This window comes from Streptomyces sp. 8N706, assembly GCF_052245415.1.
In the GTDB taxonomy this organism is placed as follows: Bacteria; Actinomycetota; Actinomycetes; order Streptomycetales; family Streptomycetaceae; genus Streptomyces.
Genome location: NZ_JBQQBW010000046.1, coordinates 1 through 17,259, shown reverse-complemented (window position 1 = coordinate 17,259; position 17,259 = coordinate 1). Strand labels below are relative to the sequence as shown.

13 protein-coding genes are annotated in these 17,259 nt (G+C 71.0%); 9 read left to right on the top strand and 4 right to left on the bottom strand.

Annotated elements, in window-relative coordinates; all coding sequences use genetic code 11:
• Positions 1-107: 107 nt before the first annotated feature.
• On the top strand, positions 108-1,328 hold the full coding sequence (locus ACTWQE_RS18825; protein ID WP_443330134.1) for a glycosyltransferase 87 family protein: 1,221 nt from the start codon (positions 108-110) through the stop codon (positions 1,326-1,328).
• A 93-nt stretch (positions 1,329-1,421) separates the two neighbouring features.
• Here ACTWQE_RS18825 and ACTWQE_RS18820 read toward each other — a convergent pair whose 3' ends face one another.
• A complete protein-coding gene (locus ACTWQE_RS18820) occupies positions 1,422-2,297 on the bottom strand; it encodes a CAP domain-containing protein (protein ID WP_443330133.1) in 876 nt (291 codons plus the stop codon).
• 132 nt (positions 2,298-2,429) lie between these two features.
• On the opposite strand from ACTWQE_RS18820, the gene ACTWQE_RS18815 reads away from it, so the two are divergent.
• From ACTWQE_RS18815 to ACTWQE_RS18800, 4 genes are all read left to right on the top strand, one after another.
• Complete coding sequence (locus ACTWQE_RS18815; RefSeq protein WP_443330132.1) at positions 2,430-2,711, top strand: acylphosphatase; 282 nt, start codon at positions 2,430-2,432, stop codon at positions 2,709-2,711.
• 380 nt (positions 2,712-3,091) lie between these two features.
• Complete coding sequence (locus ACTWQE_RS18810) at positions 3,092-3,304, top strand: hypothetical protein (protein ID WP_443330131.1); 213 nt, start codon at positions 3,092-3,094, stop codon at positions 3,302-3,304.
• A gap of 182 nt (positions 3,305-3,486) precedes the next feature.
• Positions 3,487-7,269, top strand: coding sequence for a chromosome segregation SMC family protein (locus ACTWQE_RS18805; protein ID WP_443330130.1), 3,783 nt, complete (start codon positions 3,487-3,489; stop codon positions 7,267-7,269).
• A 207-nt stretch (positions 7,270-7,476) separates the two neighbouring features.
• Positions 7,477-8,904: a sugar porter family MFS transporter gene (locus ACTWQE_RS18800; protein WP_443330129.1), complete on the top strand. Its 1,428-nt coding sequence runs from the start codon at positions 7,477-7,479 to the stop codon at positions 8,902-8,904.
• A 303-nt stretch (positions 8,905-9,207) separates the two neighbouring features.
• On the opposite strand, the gene ACTWQE_RS18795 is transcribed toward ACTWQE_RS18800, so the two are convergent.
• On the bottom strand, positions 9,208-9,354 hold the full coding sequence (locus tag ACTWQE_RS18795) for a hypothetical protein (protein WP_443330128.1): 147 nt from the start codon (positions 9,352-9,354) through the stop codon (positions 9,208-9,210).
• Between the two features lie 67 nt (positions 9,355-9,421).
• The gene (locus tag ACTWQE_RS18790; protein ID WP_443330127.1) at positions 9,422-10,927 is read right to left on the bottom strand and encodes a purine-cytosine permease family protein; all 1,506 of its coding nucleotides are present in this window, start codon (positions 10,925-10,927) and stop codon (positions 9,422-9,424) included.
• A 61-nt stretch (positions 10,928-10,988) separates the two neighbouring features.
• On the opposite strand from ACTWQE_RS18790, the gene ftsY reads away from it, so the two are divergent.
• On the top strand, positions 10,989-12,203 hold the full coding sequence (ftsY, locus tag ACTWQE_RS18785; RefSeq protein ID WP_443330126.1) for a signal recognition particle-docking protein FtsY: 1,215 nt from the start codon (positions 10,989-10,991) through the stop codon (positions 12,201-12,203).
• 252 nt (positions 12,204-12,455) lie between these two features.
• Here ftsY and ACTWQE_RS18780 read toward each other — a convergent pair whose 3' ends face one another.
• Complete coding sequence (locus ACTWQE_RS18780) at positions 12,456-13,142, bottom strand: bifunctional DNA primase/polymerase (protein WP_443330125.1); 687 nt, start codon at positions 13,140-13,142, stop codon at positions 12,456-12,458.
• Between the two features lie 447 nt (positions 13,143-13,589).
• Between ACTWQE_RS18780 and nsdA the strand changes: the two genes are divergently transcribed.
• From nsdA to ACTWQE_RS18765, 3 genes are all read left to right on the top strand, one after another.
• Positions 13,590-15,086 carry a transcriptional repressor NsdA gene (gene nsdA / locus ACTWQE_RS18775; RefSeq protein ID WP_443330164.1) on the top strand — a complete coding sequence of 499 codons (1,497 nt, stop codon included), beginning with the start codon at positions 13,590-13,592 and terminating at the stop codon, positions 15,084-15,086.
• Positions 15,087-15,407: 321 nt separating this feature from the next.
• The gene (locus ACTWQE_RS18770) at positions 15,408-16,706 is read left to right on the top strand and encodes an ammonium transporter (protein ID WP_443330124.1); all 1,299 of its coding nucleotides are present in this window, start codon (positions 15,408-15,410) and stop codon (positions 16,704-16,706) included.
• On the top strand, positions 16,703-17,041 hold the full coding sequence (locus ACTWQE_RS18765) for a P-II family nitrogen regulator (RefSeq protein WP_443330123.1): 339 nt from the start codon (positions 16,703-16,705) through the stop codon (positions 17,039-17,041). Before ACTWQE_RS18770 ends, ACTWQE_RS18765 begins: the two co-directional genes overlap by 4 nt.
• The last annotated feature ends 218 nt before the right edge of the window (positions 17,042-17,259 follow it).

The window sequence follows — 17,259 nt, the reverse complement described above, 5'->3', positions numbered from 1 at the left end:
CGATGGTGACGGACGCGCCCACGGTGGTTGGCCCGGAACAGCCGATGACGGATGGCGAAGCCCCCGCGACGCCGAAGGCCGGCCGCACCGGACCGGCGGGTGCGCCCATGAGCCGTATCAGCTGGCACCGGCCCCGGACCTGGCCCCGTGAGTGGTTCCTCCTCGCCGCGTACTGGCTGGCCTCCCGGCTGGTGATGCTCGCGCTCCTCCGCCAGGGCCACGGCGACATCGCCCGCGAGGTCCATACGCTCTACCACCGCTGGGACGGGCGGCTGCGGGGCGGATCCTTCCCTGTCGGCGACGTCGCCTGGCAGTATCCGCCGGGGGCCGCGCTGGTGATGGTCGCACCCGGTCTGGTGCCCGTGGCCAGCTATCTCCAGGGATTCGTCCTGGTCATGCTCGCCTCCGACGCCGTGGTGCTGCTGGCACTGGTGGGGGCCGTGCGCCGGGGCAGGGGAAAGAGCCTCGCGGGGGCCTGGGTGTGGGCGCTCGGTCTGCCGCTGCTGCTGAGCCTGCCGTACGCCCGTTACGACGTCCTCGTCACCGGAATCACCGTGCTGGGGCTGCTCGCACTCGCCGGGCGGCCGGGGCTCGGCGGTGCGCTGGCCGGCCTGGCCGCGGTGATCAAGGTGTGGCCGGTGCTCACCGTGCTGGGCACGCCGCGCGGCCGGACCACCCGCGAGGCCTGGCTCGCGCTCACGGTGTCCGCCGGGGCCCTCCTCGTGCTGCTCGGCGCCGGCTTCCGCGGCGCCTTCGACTTCCTGTTCGCCCAGCAGGAGCGGGGTGTGGAGATCGAGTCGATGGGCGGCGCGGCACTGCACGCGGCGCGCGCCCTCGGATGGCCGGGACGGGTGAAGCACCAGTACGGCTCGTTCGAATTCGTCGGGCCGTACGTCTCGGTGGTGGCCCTCGGGTCGGTCCTGCTCACCGCGGTGGCCTTCGGCTGGCTGCTGCTGTGGCGGCTGCGGGCGCGCCGCTGGACCGACGCGACGCCGTACGACGCCGCGCTCGCGGCCGTGCTGCTGTTCACAGCCACCAGCCGCGTGATCAGCCCGCAGTACCTCATCTGGCTGATCGGGCTCGCCGCGGTCTGTCTGACCGCCGGACGGACCACCCAGCGCCCGGTCGCGGTGCTGCTGCTGCTCGTGACGGCGGTGACGACGGTCGACTATCCGCTGTTCTTCGGCGCGGTCATCAACAGCTCCTGGCAGGGCGCCGCGGTGGTGGGGCTGCGAAATCTGCTGCTGCTCGCGGCGGCGCTGCTCTCCTGCGTGCGGCTGTGGCGGGCGACCGTACCGCGTCGCCGGCCGACGGCCCCCACGCCGTAACACGCGGCCCGTCCCCACGCCGCGGTGCGATCCTCCGTGCCGCAGTCCCAGGACTCACGCCGCAGCGCGCTGCGCTCGGGGCCGGGCGGGCGTTCAGAAGCCGAAGTCCTGCGTCCACCAGGGACCGCCGTCGGCGAAGTGCGCGCCGACCCCCAGAGTCCGGTAGTCGCAGTTGAGGATGTTGGCGCGGTGCCCCGGGCTGCCCATCCAGGCGTCCATCACCGCCTGGGCGTCGCCCTGTCCTCGCGCGATGTTCTCGCCGCCGAGACCGCCGATGCCCAGGAGCTTCGCGCGGTCCCAGGGGTTGGCGCCATCCGGGTCGGTGTGGTCGAAGAAGTGCCGTTCGGCCATGTCCTCGCTGTACTCCTCGGCCAGCCCTGCGAGTTTCCGGTCGGCGGTCACCGGCCGGCAGCCCGCCCGCGCCCGCTCGCGGTTCACCAGGGTCAGCACCTCGGATTCGGCGCCCGTCTCGTCGGCGGGCGCCTGCGGCGCGGCGGACGCGGACTTCTCCGGCACCACGGTCGCCGTACGGGAGGGGCGCGGGGTACCGGCGCCGCGGTCCTCGGGCTCGGTGCTGGGCCGCTGCGGCGTCGGAGTGGTGGCGGAGGGCCTGCCCTGGGTCCGCGACGCCGAAGGCAAGGAGCTGGGGCCCTGGCTGCGCTCGCTTCCGCGGTCCGCGGGTACGGAGGTCCGGCCGGTCGGGGTGGCGGAGGGTGGGCCCTGGGTCTCCAGGTCCGGCAGTCCCCCGGCCCGTACCCGGCCACCGGGGTCGTTGCCCCCGCCCAGCGTGTAGTCGTCGCCCTGGCCCGGCAGCAGCCCGGAGGCCACGGCGACCGCGCCCATCGCCACAGCGGCGGACACGCCCAGAAGGCCCGTCCGCACGGGCGCGGCGACATGGCGCGCCCCCCGGTGCCGGCCCGCGGACCGGTCCGGAAGCCCGGTGGGGACAGTGCGTCGGTGGCGGCCCATCGCTGCCTTCCTCCACATGCTCGACGTCACCATGCCTCACTCGTACGAGTGAGGTTCGTTGAGCGGCGACTGTACGCCACCACGGATGGGGGCGAACTGCTCACTGAGTAATTGGCCGGTTAGCGTGCACACATGAACGAAGATGTCCGGCTCATCGTCTGGGTCCGCGGTCGTGTCCAGGGGGTGGGCTTCCGCTGGTTCACCCGGGCGAACGCCCTGGAGATCGGCGACCTCCGTGGCTTCGCCTCGAATCTGGCCGACGGGCGGGTCCAGGTGGTCGCCGAGGGGTCCCGGCACAGCTGTGAGAAGTTGCTCGACTGGCTGCGCGCCGGCGACACGCCCGGGCGGGTCGACGGCGTCACGGAGATCTGGGACACCCCGCGGGGCGCCTACGACAGCTTCGCGATCCGCTGAGCGCCGGCGCCGGTGCGGGCGCCGAATGGTCCGGAAAGGGCCCCGGAAGTGCCGTGGGCACGTGCGCGGGGGAGCGATGACCTGGTGGTTGCCAAGAACGCGAGGTCGTGCAAGGCTGCGATCCAAGAGATGATCTCCACGCCCCGCGGGCCCCCTGGAGAGAGCAGCGCCGCGCAGTGAGCCGCCGCGCGCTCCCAGGTCACCCGAGGATACGGGGTGTGATCGTGTTGACCCTCAATACATTTGGTGAGACGCTGGAATCCCCGCGCACCCTACCTGTTTGACATTGAGATCGTTGGTGATGACAGACACGCGGGTGCGACATTCCCTCACGACCCACACCGCTTCGGTCGGTCACTCAGTGTGGAGGACCATCCATCATGGCAAAGGCGCTTCTCGGTTACGTCGGCGGCTCCGACCCGCGACTCCTCGCCGAGATGCGACGGCTTCAGCAGCGTGTCCAGGACCTCGAGTCCGAGCTCGTACGGATTCAGGCCGAGAACGACGCGCTGTCCGCCGCCGCGCACCACGGTGAATCGCTGCTCGGCAGCATTGACATCGACGTACCCCAGGCGGAGCCTGCGCTCACCTGACCACAGCCCTAGGCCGGTCGGGCTGCACGTCAGCCGCTTGAGAATCTGCAAGGGACGCCCTGGGCGTCCCTTCTTTCTTTTCCGCCGGATCAGAGGCGCCTCCCCTACCGACTGATGTGCCCTGCGTTTCCCCCGGTGAAACTCCCTGGTGAAACCCGAACGCGAAGGTAGAGTCCGACGGCGTGCACCTCAAGAGCCTGACCCTGCGCGGGTTCAAATCCTTCGCTTCGGCCACGACGCTGCGCTTCGAGCCGGGCATCACCTGTGTGGTGGGCCCCAACGGTTCCGGCAAATCGAACGTCGTGGACGCACTGTCCTGGGTCATGGGCGAGCAGGGAGCCAAGTCGCTGCGCGGCGGCAAGATGGAGGACGTCATCTTCGCCGGGACCACCGGCCGGCCGCCGCTCGGCCGGGCCGAGGTGTCCCTCACCATCGACAATGCCGATGGCGCGCTGCCCATCGACTACGCCGAGGTCACCATTACGCGGATCATGTTCCGCAACGGCGGCAGCGAATACCAGATCAACGGCGATACCTGCCGACTCCTCGACATTCAGGAACTGCTGTCCGATTCCGGCATCGGCCGGGAGATGCATGTCATCGTCGGCCAGGGGCAGCTCGACTCCGTCCTCCACGCCGACCCCATGGGTCGCAGGGCCTTCATCGAGGAGGCGGCGGGCGTCCTCAAGCACCGCAAGCGCAAGGAGAAGGCGCTGCGGAAGCTCGACGCGATGCAGGCCAATCTGGCGCGCGTCCAGGATCTGACGGATGAGTTGCGGCGGCAGCTCAAGCCGCTCGGACGGCAGGCCGCCGTGGCGCGGCGGGCGGCCGTCATCCAGGCCGATCTGCGGGACGCCAGGCTCCGGCTGCTCGCCGACGACCTGGTGACCCTGCGGGAGGCGCTGCGTGCCGAGGTCGCCGACGAGGCGGCGCTCAAGCAGCGCAAGGAGGCCGCCGAGGCCGATCTGCGTGCGGCGCTCCAGCGTGAGGCGGCGCTCGAACAGGAGGTGGGCGCGCTGGCCCCGCGGCTCCAGCGGGCGCAGCAGACCTGGTACGAGCTGTCGCAGCTGGCCGAGCGGGTGCGCGGCACGATCAGTCTCGCGGACGCACGGGTGAAGAGCGCGACATCCGCCCCGGCCGAGGAGCGCCGGGGCCGCGACCCCGAGGACATGGAGCGGGAAGCGGCCCGGATCCGCGAGCAGGAGGCGGAGCTGGAAGCCGCGATGGAGGCCGCCCACCGGGCACTGGACGACACGGTCGCCCATCGGGCCGAACTGGAGCGCGAATTGGCGCTGGAGGAGCGGCGGCTCAAGGACGTGGCACGGGCCATCGCCGACCGGCGCGAAGGGCTGGCGCGGCTGCACGGGCAGGTCAACGCTGCCCGCAGCCGCGCGGGGTCGGCCAAGTCCGAGATCGACCGGCTGGCGCGCGCCCGGGACGAGGCGCAGGAGCGGGCGGTCACGGCCCAGGAGGAGTACGAGCAGCTCAAGGCCGAGGTCGACGGGCTCGACGCGGATGACGCGGAACTCACCGGGCAGCATGAACAGGCCAAACTCGAACTGGCCGCGGCCGAGTCCGCACTGAGCGCTGCGCGGGAGGCCGTCACCACCGCCGAGCGCAAGCGCGCCGCGACTGCCGCCCGCCATGAGGCCCTGGCCCTCGGCCTGCGCCGCAAGGACGGTACGGGGGCCCTGCTGGGCGCCGCCGACCGCCTCACCGGGCTGCTGGGTCCCGCCGCCGGACTCCTCACGGTCGCTCAAGGCTTCGAGGTGCCGGTCGCGGCCGCCCTGGGGGCGGCCGCCGACGCGATCGCCGTCGCCGACCCGGCCACGGCGGCCGACGCGCTGCGTCTGCTCCGCAAGCAGGACGCGGGCCGCGCGGCCCTGGTGCTGGGCGGTACCGGGGACTCCTCGGACGGAACCGGTGAGACCGCCGAGTACGGCGCCGGCGCTCCCTCCGCCACGGTCGGCGGTGCCCGTCCGGAACCCCCGGCCACGGCGTCCCCGAACGGGGATCTCTCGGCCAGGCAGCCCTTGGCCATGGATTCCTCGGCCGTGGAGTCCCCGGTCTCGGGCGCCCCTGCCCTCCCGAGCGAGCGGCGCATGGCGGAAGCCGGTGAGCCGCAGGCCGCCGAGGAGCCGAGGCCCGCCGTTCGGCCGTATGCCGCGGATCTTGTGAGCGGTCCGGCCGCCCTCATGCCTGCCGTACGGAGACTGCTGCGCGATGTCGTGGTCGTCGGGACCCTGGAGGACGCCGAGGACCTGCTCGTCGCGCGGCCGGAGCTGATTGCCGTGACCGGTGAGGGCGATCTGCTCGGGACGCACTTCGCGCACGGCGGTTCCGCCGGCGCACCCAGCCTCCTCGAGGTGCAGGCCTCCGTCGACGAGGCGGCGGCCGAGCTGGAGGAGCTGGCCGTACGGTGCGAGGAGCTGGCCGGGGAACAGCGCCGGGCAGGGGAGCGTCGCACCGCATGCGCCGAGCGTGTCGAGGAGCTGGCCGCACGGCGCAGCGCCGCTGACCGGGAGAAGTCGACGGTCGCCCAGTCGCTCGGGCGGCTGGCCGGCCAGGCCCGGGGGGCGGCCGGCGAGGCCGAGCGGATGACCGCTGCCGCGGCCAGGGCCGAGGAAGCGCTGCTCAACGCCGAGGCGGAGGTCGAGGAGCTCACCGAGCGGCTCATGGTGGCCGAGGAGGAGTCCACGCTCGCGCACGGGACGGAGGAGCCCGACACCTCCGTACGGGACCGGCTCGCCGCCGACGGCGCCAACGCCCGGCAGACGGAGATGGAGGCGCGGCTCCAGGTCCGTACCCACGAGGAGCGGTTCAAGGGGCTCGCGGGGCGGGCCGACGCGCTCGACCGGGGGGCGCGCGCCGAGCGTGAGGCACGGGCGCGAGCGGAGCAGCGGCGCGCCCGCCTCCGCCATGAGGCCGCCGTGGCCTCCGCTGTGGCGGACGGCGCCCGCCAGCTGCTCGCACATGTCGAGGTGTCGCTGGTACGGGCCGAGGCGGAGCGGGCCGCGGCGGAGCAGGCGAAGGCGGAGCGCGAGGCCGGACTCGTCGCCGAGCGCAACCGGGGCCGGGACCTGAAGTCGGAGCTGGACAAGCTGACCGACTCCGTGCACCGGGGCGAGGTGCTGGGCGCCGAGAAGCGGCTCCGGATCGAGCAGCTGGAGACCAAGGCGCTGGAGGAGCTGGGGGTGGAGCCGGCCGGACTCGTCATGGAGTACGGCCCGGACCAGCTGGTGCCACCGTCCCCGCCCGCCGAGGGCGAGGAGCTGCCGGACGACCCGGAGCACCCGCGCAACCGGCCGGTGCCCTACGTCCGCGGCCAGCAGGAGAAGCGGCTCAAGGCGGCCGAGCGTGCGTACCAGCAGCTGGGCAAGGTGAACCCGCTCGCGCTGGAGGAGTTCGCGGCCTTGGAGGAGCGCCACAAGTTCCTCACCGAGCAGCTCGAAGACCTGAAGAAGACCCGCGCCGATCTGCTGCAGGTGGTGAAGGAGGTCGACGAGCGCGTCGAGCAGGTGTTCACGGAGGCGTACCGGGACACGGCCCGTGAGTTCGAAGGCGTCTTCTCGCGGCTCTTCCCGGGTGGTGAGGGGCGGCTGGTCCTCACCGACCCCGGCAACATGCTCACCACGGGCGTGGACGTCGAAGCCCGGCCGCCGGGCAAGAAGGTGAAGCGGCTGTCGCTGCTCTCGGGCGGTGAGCGGTCGCTGACCGCGGTGGCCATGCTGGTGTCGATCTTCAAGGCCCGGCCGAGCCCGTTCTATGTGATGGACGAGGTCGAGGCGGCGCTCGACGACACCAACCTCCAGCGGCTCATCCGGATCATGGAGGAGCTCCAGGAGAGTTCGCAGCTGATCGTGATCACCCATCAGAAGCGGACGATGGAGGTCGCGGACGCCCTGTACGGCGTCTCGATGCAGGGCGACGGGGTCTCGAAGGTCATCAGCCAGAGGCTGCGCTGACCAGCCTTTCCCGCGCAAGCTTCAAGTCTTGAACGCGAGCCCTGATGGCGGTCTCAGAAACATTCTGGTCACGACCTATTGACTTCGATACTTGAAAGAATAGTCTCTGCAACGTTCCTTTTACCTTCAAGTGGTGGCTACCAGGCGTTGCGCCCCACTGGAAGTGCCCCCCATGCCCGGCGACGCGGCCGGGCCAAGGAGTAAACGTTGACCAGCACCGCGCAGCCACCTGCGACAGAAGGCCGCAAGGCCAAGCCGGAGCATCTCGGCCACGTCATTTTCATCACGGCCGCCGCCGCGATGGGCGGCTTCCTCTTCGGATACGACAGCTCGGTGATCAACGGCGCCGTCGAGGCCATCCGTGACCGGTTTCACGTCGGTTCGTCGACCCTCGCCCAGGTCATCGCCGCCGCACTGATCGGCTGTGCGGCCGGTGCCGCCGCCGCGGGCCGGATCGCCGACCGCATCGGCCGTATCCGCGTGATGCAGATCGCGGCGCTGCTCTTCACGGTGAGCGCCATCGGCTCGGCCGTGCCGACCGCGCTGTGGGACCTGGCCCTGTGGCGGGTCCTGGGCGGCGTCGCCATCGGTATGGCCTCCGTCATCGGCCCGGCCTACATCGCCGAGGTCGCCCCGCCCGCCTACCGCGGCCGGCTCGCCTCCTTCCAGCAGGCCGCCATCGTCATCGGCATCGCCTTCTCCCAGCTCGTCAACTGGGGCGTTCTGAACATCGCCGACGGCGACCAGCGCGGTGAGATAGCGGGCCTCGAGGCCTGGCAGGTCATGCTCGGTGTGATGGTCGTCCCGGCTGTGATCTACGGGCTGCTGTCCTTCGTGATTCCCGAGTCGCCGCGCTTCCTGATCTCCGTGGGCCGCACAGCCGACGCGCGGGAGGTCCTCAGAGAGGTCGAGGGCAAGGAGGTCGATCTCGACATCCGCGTCGACGAGATCGAGACCGCGATGCGCACCGAGCAGAAGTCGACCTTCCGGGATCTGCTCGGCGGCCGGGCCGGACTGCTGCCCATCGTCTGGATCGGTATCGGCCTCTCGGTCTTCCAGCAGCTGGTCGGCATCAACGTGATCTTCTACTACTCGTCGTCGCTGTGGCAGTCCGTCGGTATCGACCCGACCAGCTCCTTCCTCTACTCCTTCACCACGTCGATCATCAACATCGTCGGCACCGTGATCGCGATGCTCTTCGTCGACAAGATCGGCCGTAAGCCGCTCGCCCTGATCGGCTCCGCCGGTATGGCGCTCTCGCTGGGCCTGGCCGCCTGGGCCTTCTCGTACAAGACGGGGACGGGCGATGCCATCTCGATGCCCGACCTCCAGGGCACCGTGGCGCTCGTCGCCGCCCACGCCTTCGTGCTCTTCTTCGCGCTCTCCTGGGGTGTGGTCGTCTGGGTGCTGCTCGGCGAGATGTTCCCCAACAGGATCCGCGCCGCTGCGCTCGGCGTCGCCGCCTCCGCCCAGTGGGTGGCCAACTGGGTCATCACCGTGAGCTTCCCGTCCCTCTCCGACTGGAATCTCTCAGGCGCGTATGTGATCTACACGGTCTTCGCCGTGCTCTCGATCCCCTTCATCCTCAAGTGGGTGCCGGAGACCAAGGGCAAGGCGTTGGAGGAGATGGGCTAAATCCCCCGCTGCCCCTCTCCTCACGGCAGGCTGCCCCGGCTCACTCCCTGAGCCGGGGCAGTACCTGTTCGCCGGACAAGTGCAGCATGAGCCTTGCCCTCCTCGACCGGCGTGCCGCCGCACAGCGGGTGCAGCACCGGACTGCTCGTGCTGCCCGCCGACGCGGAGAGCGCCAGACACTTCCTCGCGCGTGACGATGCGGTGGACCCCCTCGCGCCGCAGTTCCGCCACGCTCGCGGCGCTCGCAGGACCGCACGGCGGAGCGCACCCACGCCCCGGACTCCAGGAGGCATACGTGCGCGCCTAGCGCAGCAGATGGCTGCCGTATGTGGACACGCCCCGCTCGTCGGCGTAGGCGGCCATCCCGACGGCGGAGCGGTAGCGGGGCGACAGCGTCCCGGGCGTTGCGGCGGGGTCGACGAGATGGAACCGGACGACCGTGACGGGCATGACCGGCATCCCCTTCGCCATGAACGGGTGCCGTGGGCGGGCGAAGCGGAGGCTAGTTGACGTTCCGTCAGTTGAACAGGTCGGCGGACGCTTGGCCCGTACGGTCCCGCGCGGCGGGCCTGGCGTCCGGCCCCTCGGCGCGGCTTCGCGGATCGTTCTCCCGGGGTGGCGGAAGCAGGGCGAAGGCCGCCGCGGCGATGAGGATGGTCGCCGCCCAGCCCAGGCCGTTGGCGCCGATCCAGGTGGTGGCCAGCGGGCCGGTGAACCAGTCCACCTTCGTGAAGCACAGGCCCGCGACCAGCGCGGCGCTCCAGGCGAGCACCGCCTGCCAGGCGAATCCGCCCGCGTACCAGTAGCGGCTGGTGCGGCCGGTGTGCAGCAGCCCGTCCTCGTGATAGCGCACCGCCCGGCCCCGGCGCCGGGCCATGTCCACCGCGAAGACCCCGATCCAAGCGGAGAAGGAGACAGCCAGCAGGGTGAGGAAGGTGATGAAGGAACCGAAGAAGCTCTTGGCCACCAGCATCAGCAGCAGTCCGCCGACCAGGCTGATCACGGCATTGACGCTGACCGCGAGCGAGCGCGGCAGCCGGACGCCCATCGTCTGGGCGGTGAACCCGGCCGAGTACATCGACAGACTGTTGATCAGCAGCATGCCCACCAGCGCGGTGATCAGATACGGCACTGCCAGCCAGGCCGGCAGCACCTCGCCGAGGAAGGAGACGGGGTCGGTGGCCTTGGCCAGATCCGGCACGCTCACCGCCATCACCGCCCCCATCAGCACCATGGGGACCACCACGAGGCCCGCACCCGAAACCGTCGTCGCCACGATCCGCCGGCCCGAGGCGCTGTGCGGCAGATAGCGCGCGAAGTCCGGGCCGGAGGGCACCCAGCTGATACCGCCGGCCGCGATGGTGCCGATACCGGCGACCAGCGTGGCGGTGCCGCCCGCGGGGCGGGACAGGACGCCGGCCCAGTCGGTGTTCGCCACGAGATACCCCAGCACCAGCACGCTGAAGGCGCCGAAGAGATAGGTCGACCAGGTATTGCATATCTGCAGCACCCCGCGGCCCATGCCGCTGACCAGGAAGGTGCACCCGACGAAGGCGACGAGGGTGAGCACGATCAGGGCGGTGCCGCTCTCGATCCCGAACAGCAGGTCGAGGATCGTGAGAAGGGCGTACGCGCCGGTCACCGCGTTGATCGTCTCCCACCCGAACCGGGCGACCCAGATGATCATGCCCGGGAGATGGTTACCGCGGACCCCGAAGGTCGCTCGCGAAAGGGTCAGACCGGGCGCGCCGCCCCATTTGCCCGCCACGGACAGCGCCCCCACCATGCCGTACGAGACGCCGGCCGCGCAGCCGCCCACCAGCAGGATCTGCCAGAGGTTGAGGCCGTTGAAGACGACCAGACCCGCGCCCATCGTGAGCAGCAGCACGCTGATGTTGGCGGCGACCCAGGTGGGGAAGAGCTCACGGACCCGTCCGTGACGCTCGTGCTCGGGCACCGGCTCGATGCCGCGGGTCTCGATCGCGCTCTGGGCACGGGCGCCGCCGTCGGGCGTGTGGGGCATGCGGAAACTCCGTGGGGGGAGATGCGGGAGAACCCCCAGAGTGACTGATACTGGGTGCGTTATGGAAATCGTCATCCTTGCTGTAGTCATCGCCCTGGTCGCGATCGGCCTGGTCAGCGGTCTCGTGGTCGGCAGCCGCAGGAAGAAGCAGCTGCCGCCCTCGGCGCCGCCGAGCGCGCCGACCATCACCGCTCCACCCGCCGAACCGCATGTCGGCGAGGAAGCCGAGACGCCGCGCGACGAACCGCGCCGCACCATCGAAGAAGTCGGTCTGCCCGAGGCCCAGGCCACGGCGGCACCCGAGGCCGAAGCGCCGATCGTCACCGAGCCGGTCCCGCCGGTCGAGATCCCCGAGCCCACGGCCGGCCGTCTCGTACGGCTGCGCGCCCGGCTGTCCCGGTCCCAGAACACGCTGGGCAAGGGCCTCCTCACCCTGCTCTCCCGCGAACACCTCGACGAGGAGACCTGGGAAGAGGTCGAGGACACGCTGCTCACCGCCGATGTGGGCGTCGCGCCCACACAGGAGCTGGTCGAGCGGCTGCGCGAGCGCGTGAAGGTACTCGGCACCCGCACCCCCGAGGAACTGCGCGGCCTGCTGCGCGAGGAACTGCTTCAGCTGATCGGCACCGACGCCGACCGCGCCGTGCGCACCGACGGCGGTATGGAGGTGCCGGGTGTCGTCATGGTCGTCGGCGTGAACGGCACCGGCAAGACCACCACGACCGGCAAGCTGGCCCGGGTGCTCGTGGCCGACGGGCGCAGCGTGGTGCTCGGTGCGGCCGACACGTTCCGGGCCGCCGCGGCCGACCAGCTGCAGACCTGGGGCGAGCGGGTCGGTGCCCGTACGGTCCGCGGGCCGGAGGGCGGCGACCCGGCGTCGATCGCCTTCGACGCGGTCAAGGAAGGCATCCAGGAGGGCGCGGACGTCGTCCTCATCGACACCGCCGGACGGCTGCACACCAAGGCCGGCCTCATGGATGAGCTGGGCAAGGTCAAGCGGGTCGTGGAGAAGCACGGCCCGCTCGACGAGGTGCTGCTGGTGCTGGACGCCACCACCGGACAGAACGGCCTGGTCCAGGCGCGGGTCTTCGCCGAGGTCGTGGACATCACCGGCATCGTGCTGACCAAGCTGGACGGCACCGCCAAGGGCGGCATCGTGGTCGCGGTGCAGCGCGAGCTCGGTGTGCCGGTCAAGCTGGTCGGGCTGGGCGAGGGCGCGGACGACCTCGCCCCGTTCGAGCCGGAGGCCTTTGTCGACGCACTCATCGGCGACTGACCACCGCCCGGCGGCCGGGCCTTTGGCGTACTCCGTCGAGTGGGCCCGGCCGCTTGCCGTCATAGCGACTGGGGGTGAGGAGTCGACGGCCCGCGACAGCAGAGCGCCCCGCCGCGGGTCTCCCTGCGGCGGGGCGCTCTGCTGTGCGTCGCGGTTCGTGCCGGAGGCCGCTCGGACCGCCCGGTACCGGGGCCGCTGGGACTGCCGAGCGGTGCCCGCGGGCCGCTCGGACCGCCCGGTGCTCGAGGACTCTCAGCCCGCCGAGCGGTGACAGACGTAGGCGAGGGTGCCCACCAGCACACGGGCCTGCGGGGGGCGTCCTGCGGTGTCGAGCGTCGGCGGGCGCAGCCAGCGCATCGGCCCCAGGCCGGCCAGATCGGACGGTGGCGCGGTGATGTGGCGGCCGGGGCCGAGGCCGTGCAGATCCAGTTCGGCGTCGTCCCAGCCCATGCGGTAGAGCAGCTCGGGGAGCTCGGCGGCGGCGCCGGGGGCGACGAAGAACAGCGCCCGCCCGTGCGGGGTCGCGGCGACGGGCCCCAGAGGCAGGCCCATGCGCTCCAGCCGGACCAGGGCGTGGCGGCCGGTGGGCTCGGCGACCTCGATCACATCGAACGAGCGGCCCACGGGGAGCAGCACGGCAGCACCCGGAACCTCTCCCCAGGCGGCGGTGACCTCCTGGAGCGTGGCCCCGGCCCTCACCTCGGGGGCGAAGTTCAGCGGGTGCGCGCCGGGGGAGGGGCAGTCGGAGGTCCCGCAGGAGCACTCGGCCGCGCCGACGCCGTCACCGCCGGTCCGCTTCGCCCGGGCGCCGGGGGCCACGTCCCAACCCCACAGGCCGGTGTACTCCGCCACCGCCGTCACCGCCGTGGACTCGGACGCGCGGCCGCGCCGCCGCGAGCCGGACCGCATGTCGAGGATGCCGCCGATCGTGAAGCCCATGCTCCCTCCAACGGGTCGCAGTCGCCGATGGTTACGTCATGGAGTCTCGCCATCACCGTGTGTCGTCACTCCGTGGGTGCCCCCTCGATCTGGTGGCGTGGTGTGGCACGTCGGGTAGTGCGTGGCGGCGCGTGCGCCCCTGTGCGCATCGCTCCATCTTTTCTCTCGGTGTCCCGTTCAAGTGAATCGCGAAGCGCTGTAAAGGAGTTCATTCGAAGGGGTGGCGAATGGTGGCGTTTCCGGGATCGACCTCGCGGCAGCAGTGATCGTAGGATTACTTTCAGTGCTTGAACCCCCGCGAGTGCGCCCGCTGTTGGGTATGCCGGAGGCATGACAGTCCGTCTGCCGCCCGGCCGCCAGGGCACTTCACGGGACGGGAGGCCGTACAGGGCGGCACCCCGGAGGCGGTTCGCAGACGACAGCAGGGTCGGGATGGGGGCGTTCCAGGTGGGCGGCAGCGGCGGTGGCGGTACGAACGCTGACAAGCGCCCCAATGATCAGCTGGGTTCGTGGTTCGTGCGCAGCGGCTGGTCGAAGGGCGAGCTCGCCCGCCAAGTGAACCGCCGGGCCCGTCAGATGGGTGCGCACCACATCAGCACGGACACCTCCCGGGTGCGCCGCTGGCTCGACGGCGAGCAGCCGCGCGAGCCGATCCCGCGCATCCTCTCGGAGCTGTTCTCGGAGCGCTTCGGATGTGTCGTGGCGATCGAGGACCTCGGGCTGCGCTCCGCGCACCAGTCGCCCTCGGTGTCCGGCATCGATCTGCCCTGGACGGGACCGCAGACCGTCGAGTTGATCAGCGAGTTCTCGCGCAGCGACCTCATGCTGGCGCGGCGCGGCTTCCTGGGGACCTCGCTGGCGCTCGCCGCCGGGCCCGCCCTCATCGAGCCGATGCAGCGCTGGCTGGTTCCCACCCCAGCAGGAGGCCTGCCGGACGCTCTGCTGCTGCCCCCGCAGGCGCAGGCCGTCCCCCGGCGCGGGGCCCGGCTCTCCGGGCCGGAACTCGACCTGCTCGAGGCCACCACGGTGATGTTCCGGCAGTGGGACGCCCAGTGCGGCGGCGGACTGCGCCGCAAGGCGGTGGTGGGCCAGCTGCACGAGGTCACCGATCTGCTCCAGGAGCCGCATCCGCCGGCAGTGGCCCGAAGACTGTTCAAGGTCGCCGCAGAACTCGCCGAGCTGGCCGGGTGGATGAGTTACGACATCGGCCTCCAGCCCACCGCGCAGAAGTATTTCGTCCTCGCCCTGCACGCCGCGAAGGAGGCCGGGGACAAGCCGCTCGGCTCGTACGTCCTGTCCAATATGAGCCGGCAGATGATCCATATGGGGCGCCCCGACGACGCCCTGGAGCTGGTCCATCTCGCGCAGTACGGCAGCCGGGACTGCTCCACGGCGCGGACGCAGGCCATGCTGTATGCGATGGAGGCCCGGGCGTACGCCAATATGGGCCAGCCCGACAAGTGCCACCGCGCGGTGCGGATGGCCGAGGACGCCTTCACCGATGCCTCCGCGGCGGACGGCGACCCGGACTGGATCCGGTTCTTCTCCGAGGCGGAGCTGAACGCCGAGAACGCCCACTCCTACCGCGACCTGGCGTATGTGGCCGGACGCAGCCCGACGTACGCCTCGCTCGCCGAACCGGTGATGCGCAAGGCCGTCGACCTCTTCGGCCAGGACACAGAACATCTGCGGTCGTATGCGCTGAACCTGATCGGGATGGCCACGGTCCATCTGCTCAAGAAGGAGCCCGAGCAGTCCGTGGAGCTGGCGGAACAGGCGCTCGGCATCGCCCGGAGGGTCCGCTCGGAGAGGGTGAACACCCGGCTGCGCAAGACCGTGGACAGTGCCGCCCGGAGCTTCGGGGGCGTGGCCGAGGTCGTCCGTCTCACCGAGCAGCTCGCCATACATCTGCCGGACGCCCTGGACACCGCCCAGGCCGTCTGAGCGCAGGATCCTCCTCCTGCCGCTGCCCCCTGCGGCCTCCCGACCCCGGCCGCGACCGCCACCCCGTGAAGCCCGACTCGGCCCCCCATGCCAGGTCATCCGGATGGCGGTCGCGGCCGGTTCCCGTGTCCGCGGGAGAGTAGCCGGGTGCCGGGGAGCCCCGCCGAGAGTTCACCTGCGCGTAACACACAGGCGCTCTTCGTCACTGCTGCGAAACACCCGGCGGCATCGACTGAAACCGGCCTGCGTCAATGTCGTGGCGAAAACCGGCCCACATCAAATTACTGCCCGCACGGGCCGTCGCTTCGAGGAGACTCGACATTGAATGGTGCAGACACCGCATTCGTATTGATCAGTGCCGCGCTCGTCATGCTGATGACGCCGGGACTGGCCTTTTTCTACGGCGGCATGGTGCGGGTGAAGAGCGCCCTCAACATGCTCATGATGTCCTTCATCTCCCTCGGCATCGTCAGCGTGCTGTGGGTGCTGTACGGATACTCCCTGGCCTTCGGCGATGACACGGGTGCCGGCCTGATCGGCAACCTTGACCACGTCGGCCTCCAGGGCATCAGCCCCGAGACGCTGACCGATGGCAAGGAAGGCATTCCGGTCTTCGCCTTCGCGCTCTTCCAGCTGATGTTCGCGATCATCACCCCCGCCCTGATGAGCGGTGCGCTCGCCGACCGGGTGAAGTTCAGCGCCTGGGCGCTCTTCATCACGCTCTGGGTCAGCGTCGTCTACTTCCCGGTCGCGCACTGGGTGTGGCAGGCCGACGGCTGGCTGTTCAAGCTCGAGGTGATCGACTTCGCCGGTGGTACGGCGGTGCACATCAACGCCGGTATCGGCGCGCTCGCCGCGGTCCTGGTCGTCGGCAAGCGCATCGGCTTCAAGAAGGAGCCGATGCGTCCGCACAGCCTGCCGCTGGTGATGCTGGGCGCCGGCCTCCTGTGGTTCGGCTGGTTCGGCTTCAACGCCGGCTCCGCGCTGGCCGCCGACGGCACCGCCGCCAACATGGCGCTGAACACCCAGGTCGCCACCGGTGCCGCGATGCTCGGCTGGCTCGCGTACGAGCGGATCCGGCACGGTGCGTTCACCACGCTGGGCGCGGCCTCCGGCGCGGTCGCCGGTCTTGTCGCCATCACGCCCTCGGGTGCGCACGTCAACGCCTTCGGCGCGATCCTCATCGGTGTCGTCGCGGGTGCCGTCTGCTCCTGGGCCGTCAGCCTCAAGTACAAGCTGGGCTACGACGACTCCCTCGACGTCGTCGGCGTCCACCTGGTCGGTGGCGTCATCGGCACCCTGCTCGTCGGTGTCCTGGCCACGGACGGTGTCGGCGGCCTGACCCAGCTGGGCAAGCAGGCCGTGGGAGCCTTCTCGGTGATGGCCTTCTCCTTCGTGGTGTCCTGGATCCTCGCCAAGCTCGTCGACGTCACGATCGGCTTCCGGGCGAGCGAGGACGACGAGACCTCCGGCGTCGACCAGGCCTTCCACGCCGAGACCGCATACGACTTCACCGCGGTCGGTGGCTCGCCGGCCGGCCGTAGTACGGTGCCCGCCCGCAGCCAGGACGAGCCCGCGGCGGCCGCGCAGCAGGCGAAGAACAAGAAGGTGGACGCATGAAGCTCATCACGGCGGTCGTGAAGCCGCACCGGCTCGACGAGATCAAGGAGGCCTTGCAGTCCTTCGGGGTTCAGGGCCTGACGGTCACCGAAGCGAGCGGATACGGGCGGCAGCGCGGTCACACCGAGGTCTACCGCGGCGCCGAGTACACCGTCGACCTGGTGCCGAAGATCCGGATCGAGGTGCTGGTCGAGGACGCCGATGCCGAACAGCTGATCGAGGTCGTGGTGAAGGCGGCCCGTACCGGCAAGATCGGTGACGGCAAGGTGTGGATGGTTCCGGTCGACTCGGCGGTCCGGGTGCGGACCGGGGAACGCGGCCCGGACGCCCTCTGACGCCCGACGGACACCGACGGCATCGGACAGCGGCGAGCGAGCCGAAGGTCGCGGGCCGTTGGAGCACCCCCGGACTCCGTCCGGGGGTGCTCCGCCGGTGGCCGGGGGGAGAGGCCGGGCGCGGCGGGGAACCATGGGCGCGCCGGGTCGCGGGGGCACGGCGGGGGGAGAGCACCGGCACCGGACCCGAGTGCCGGAGGCGAGCAACCGTACTGAGC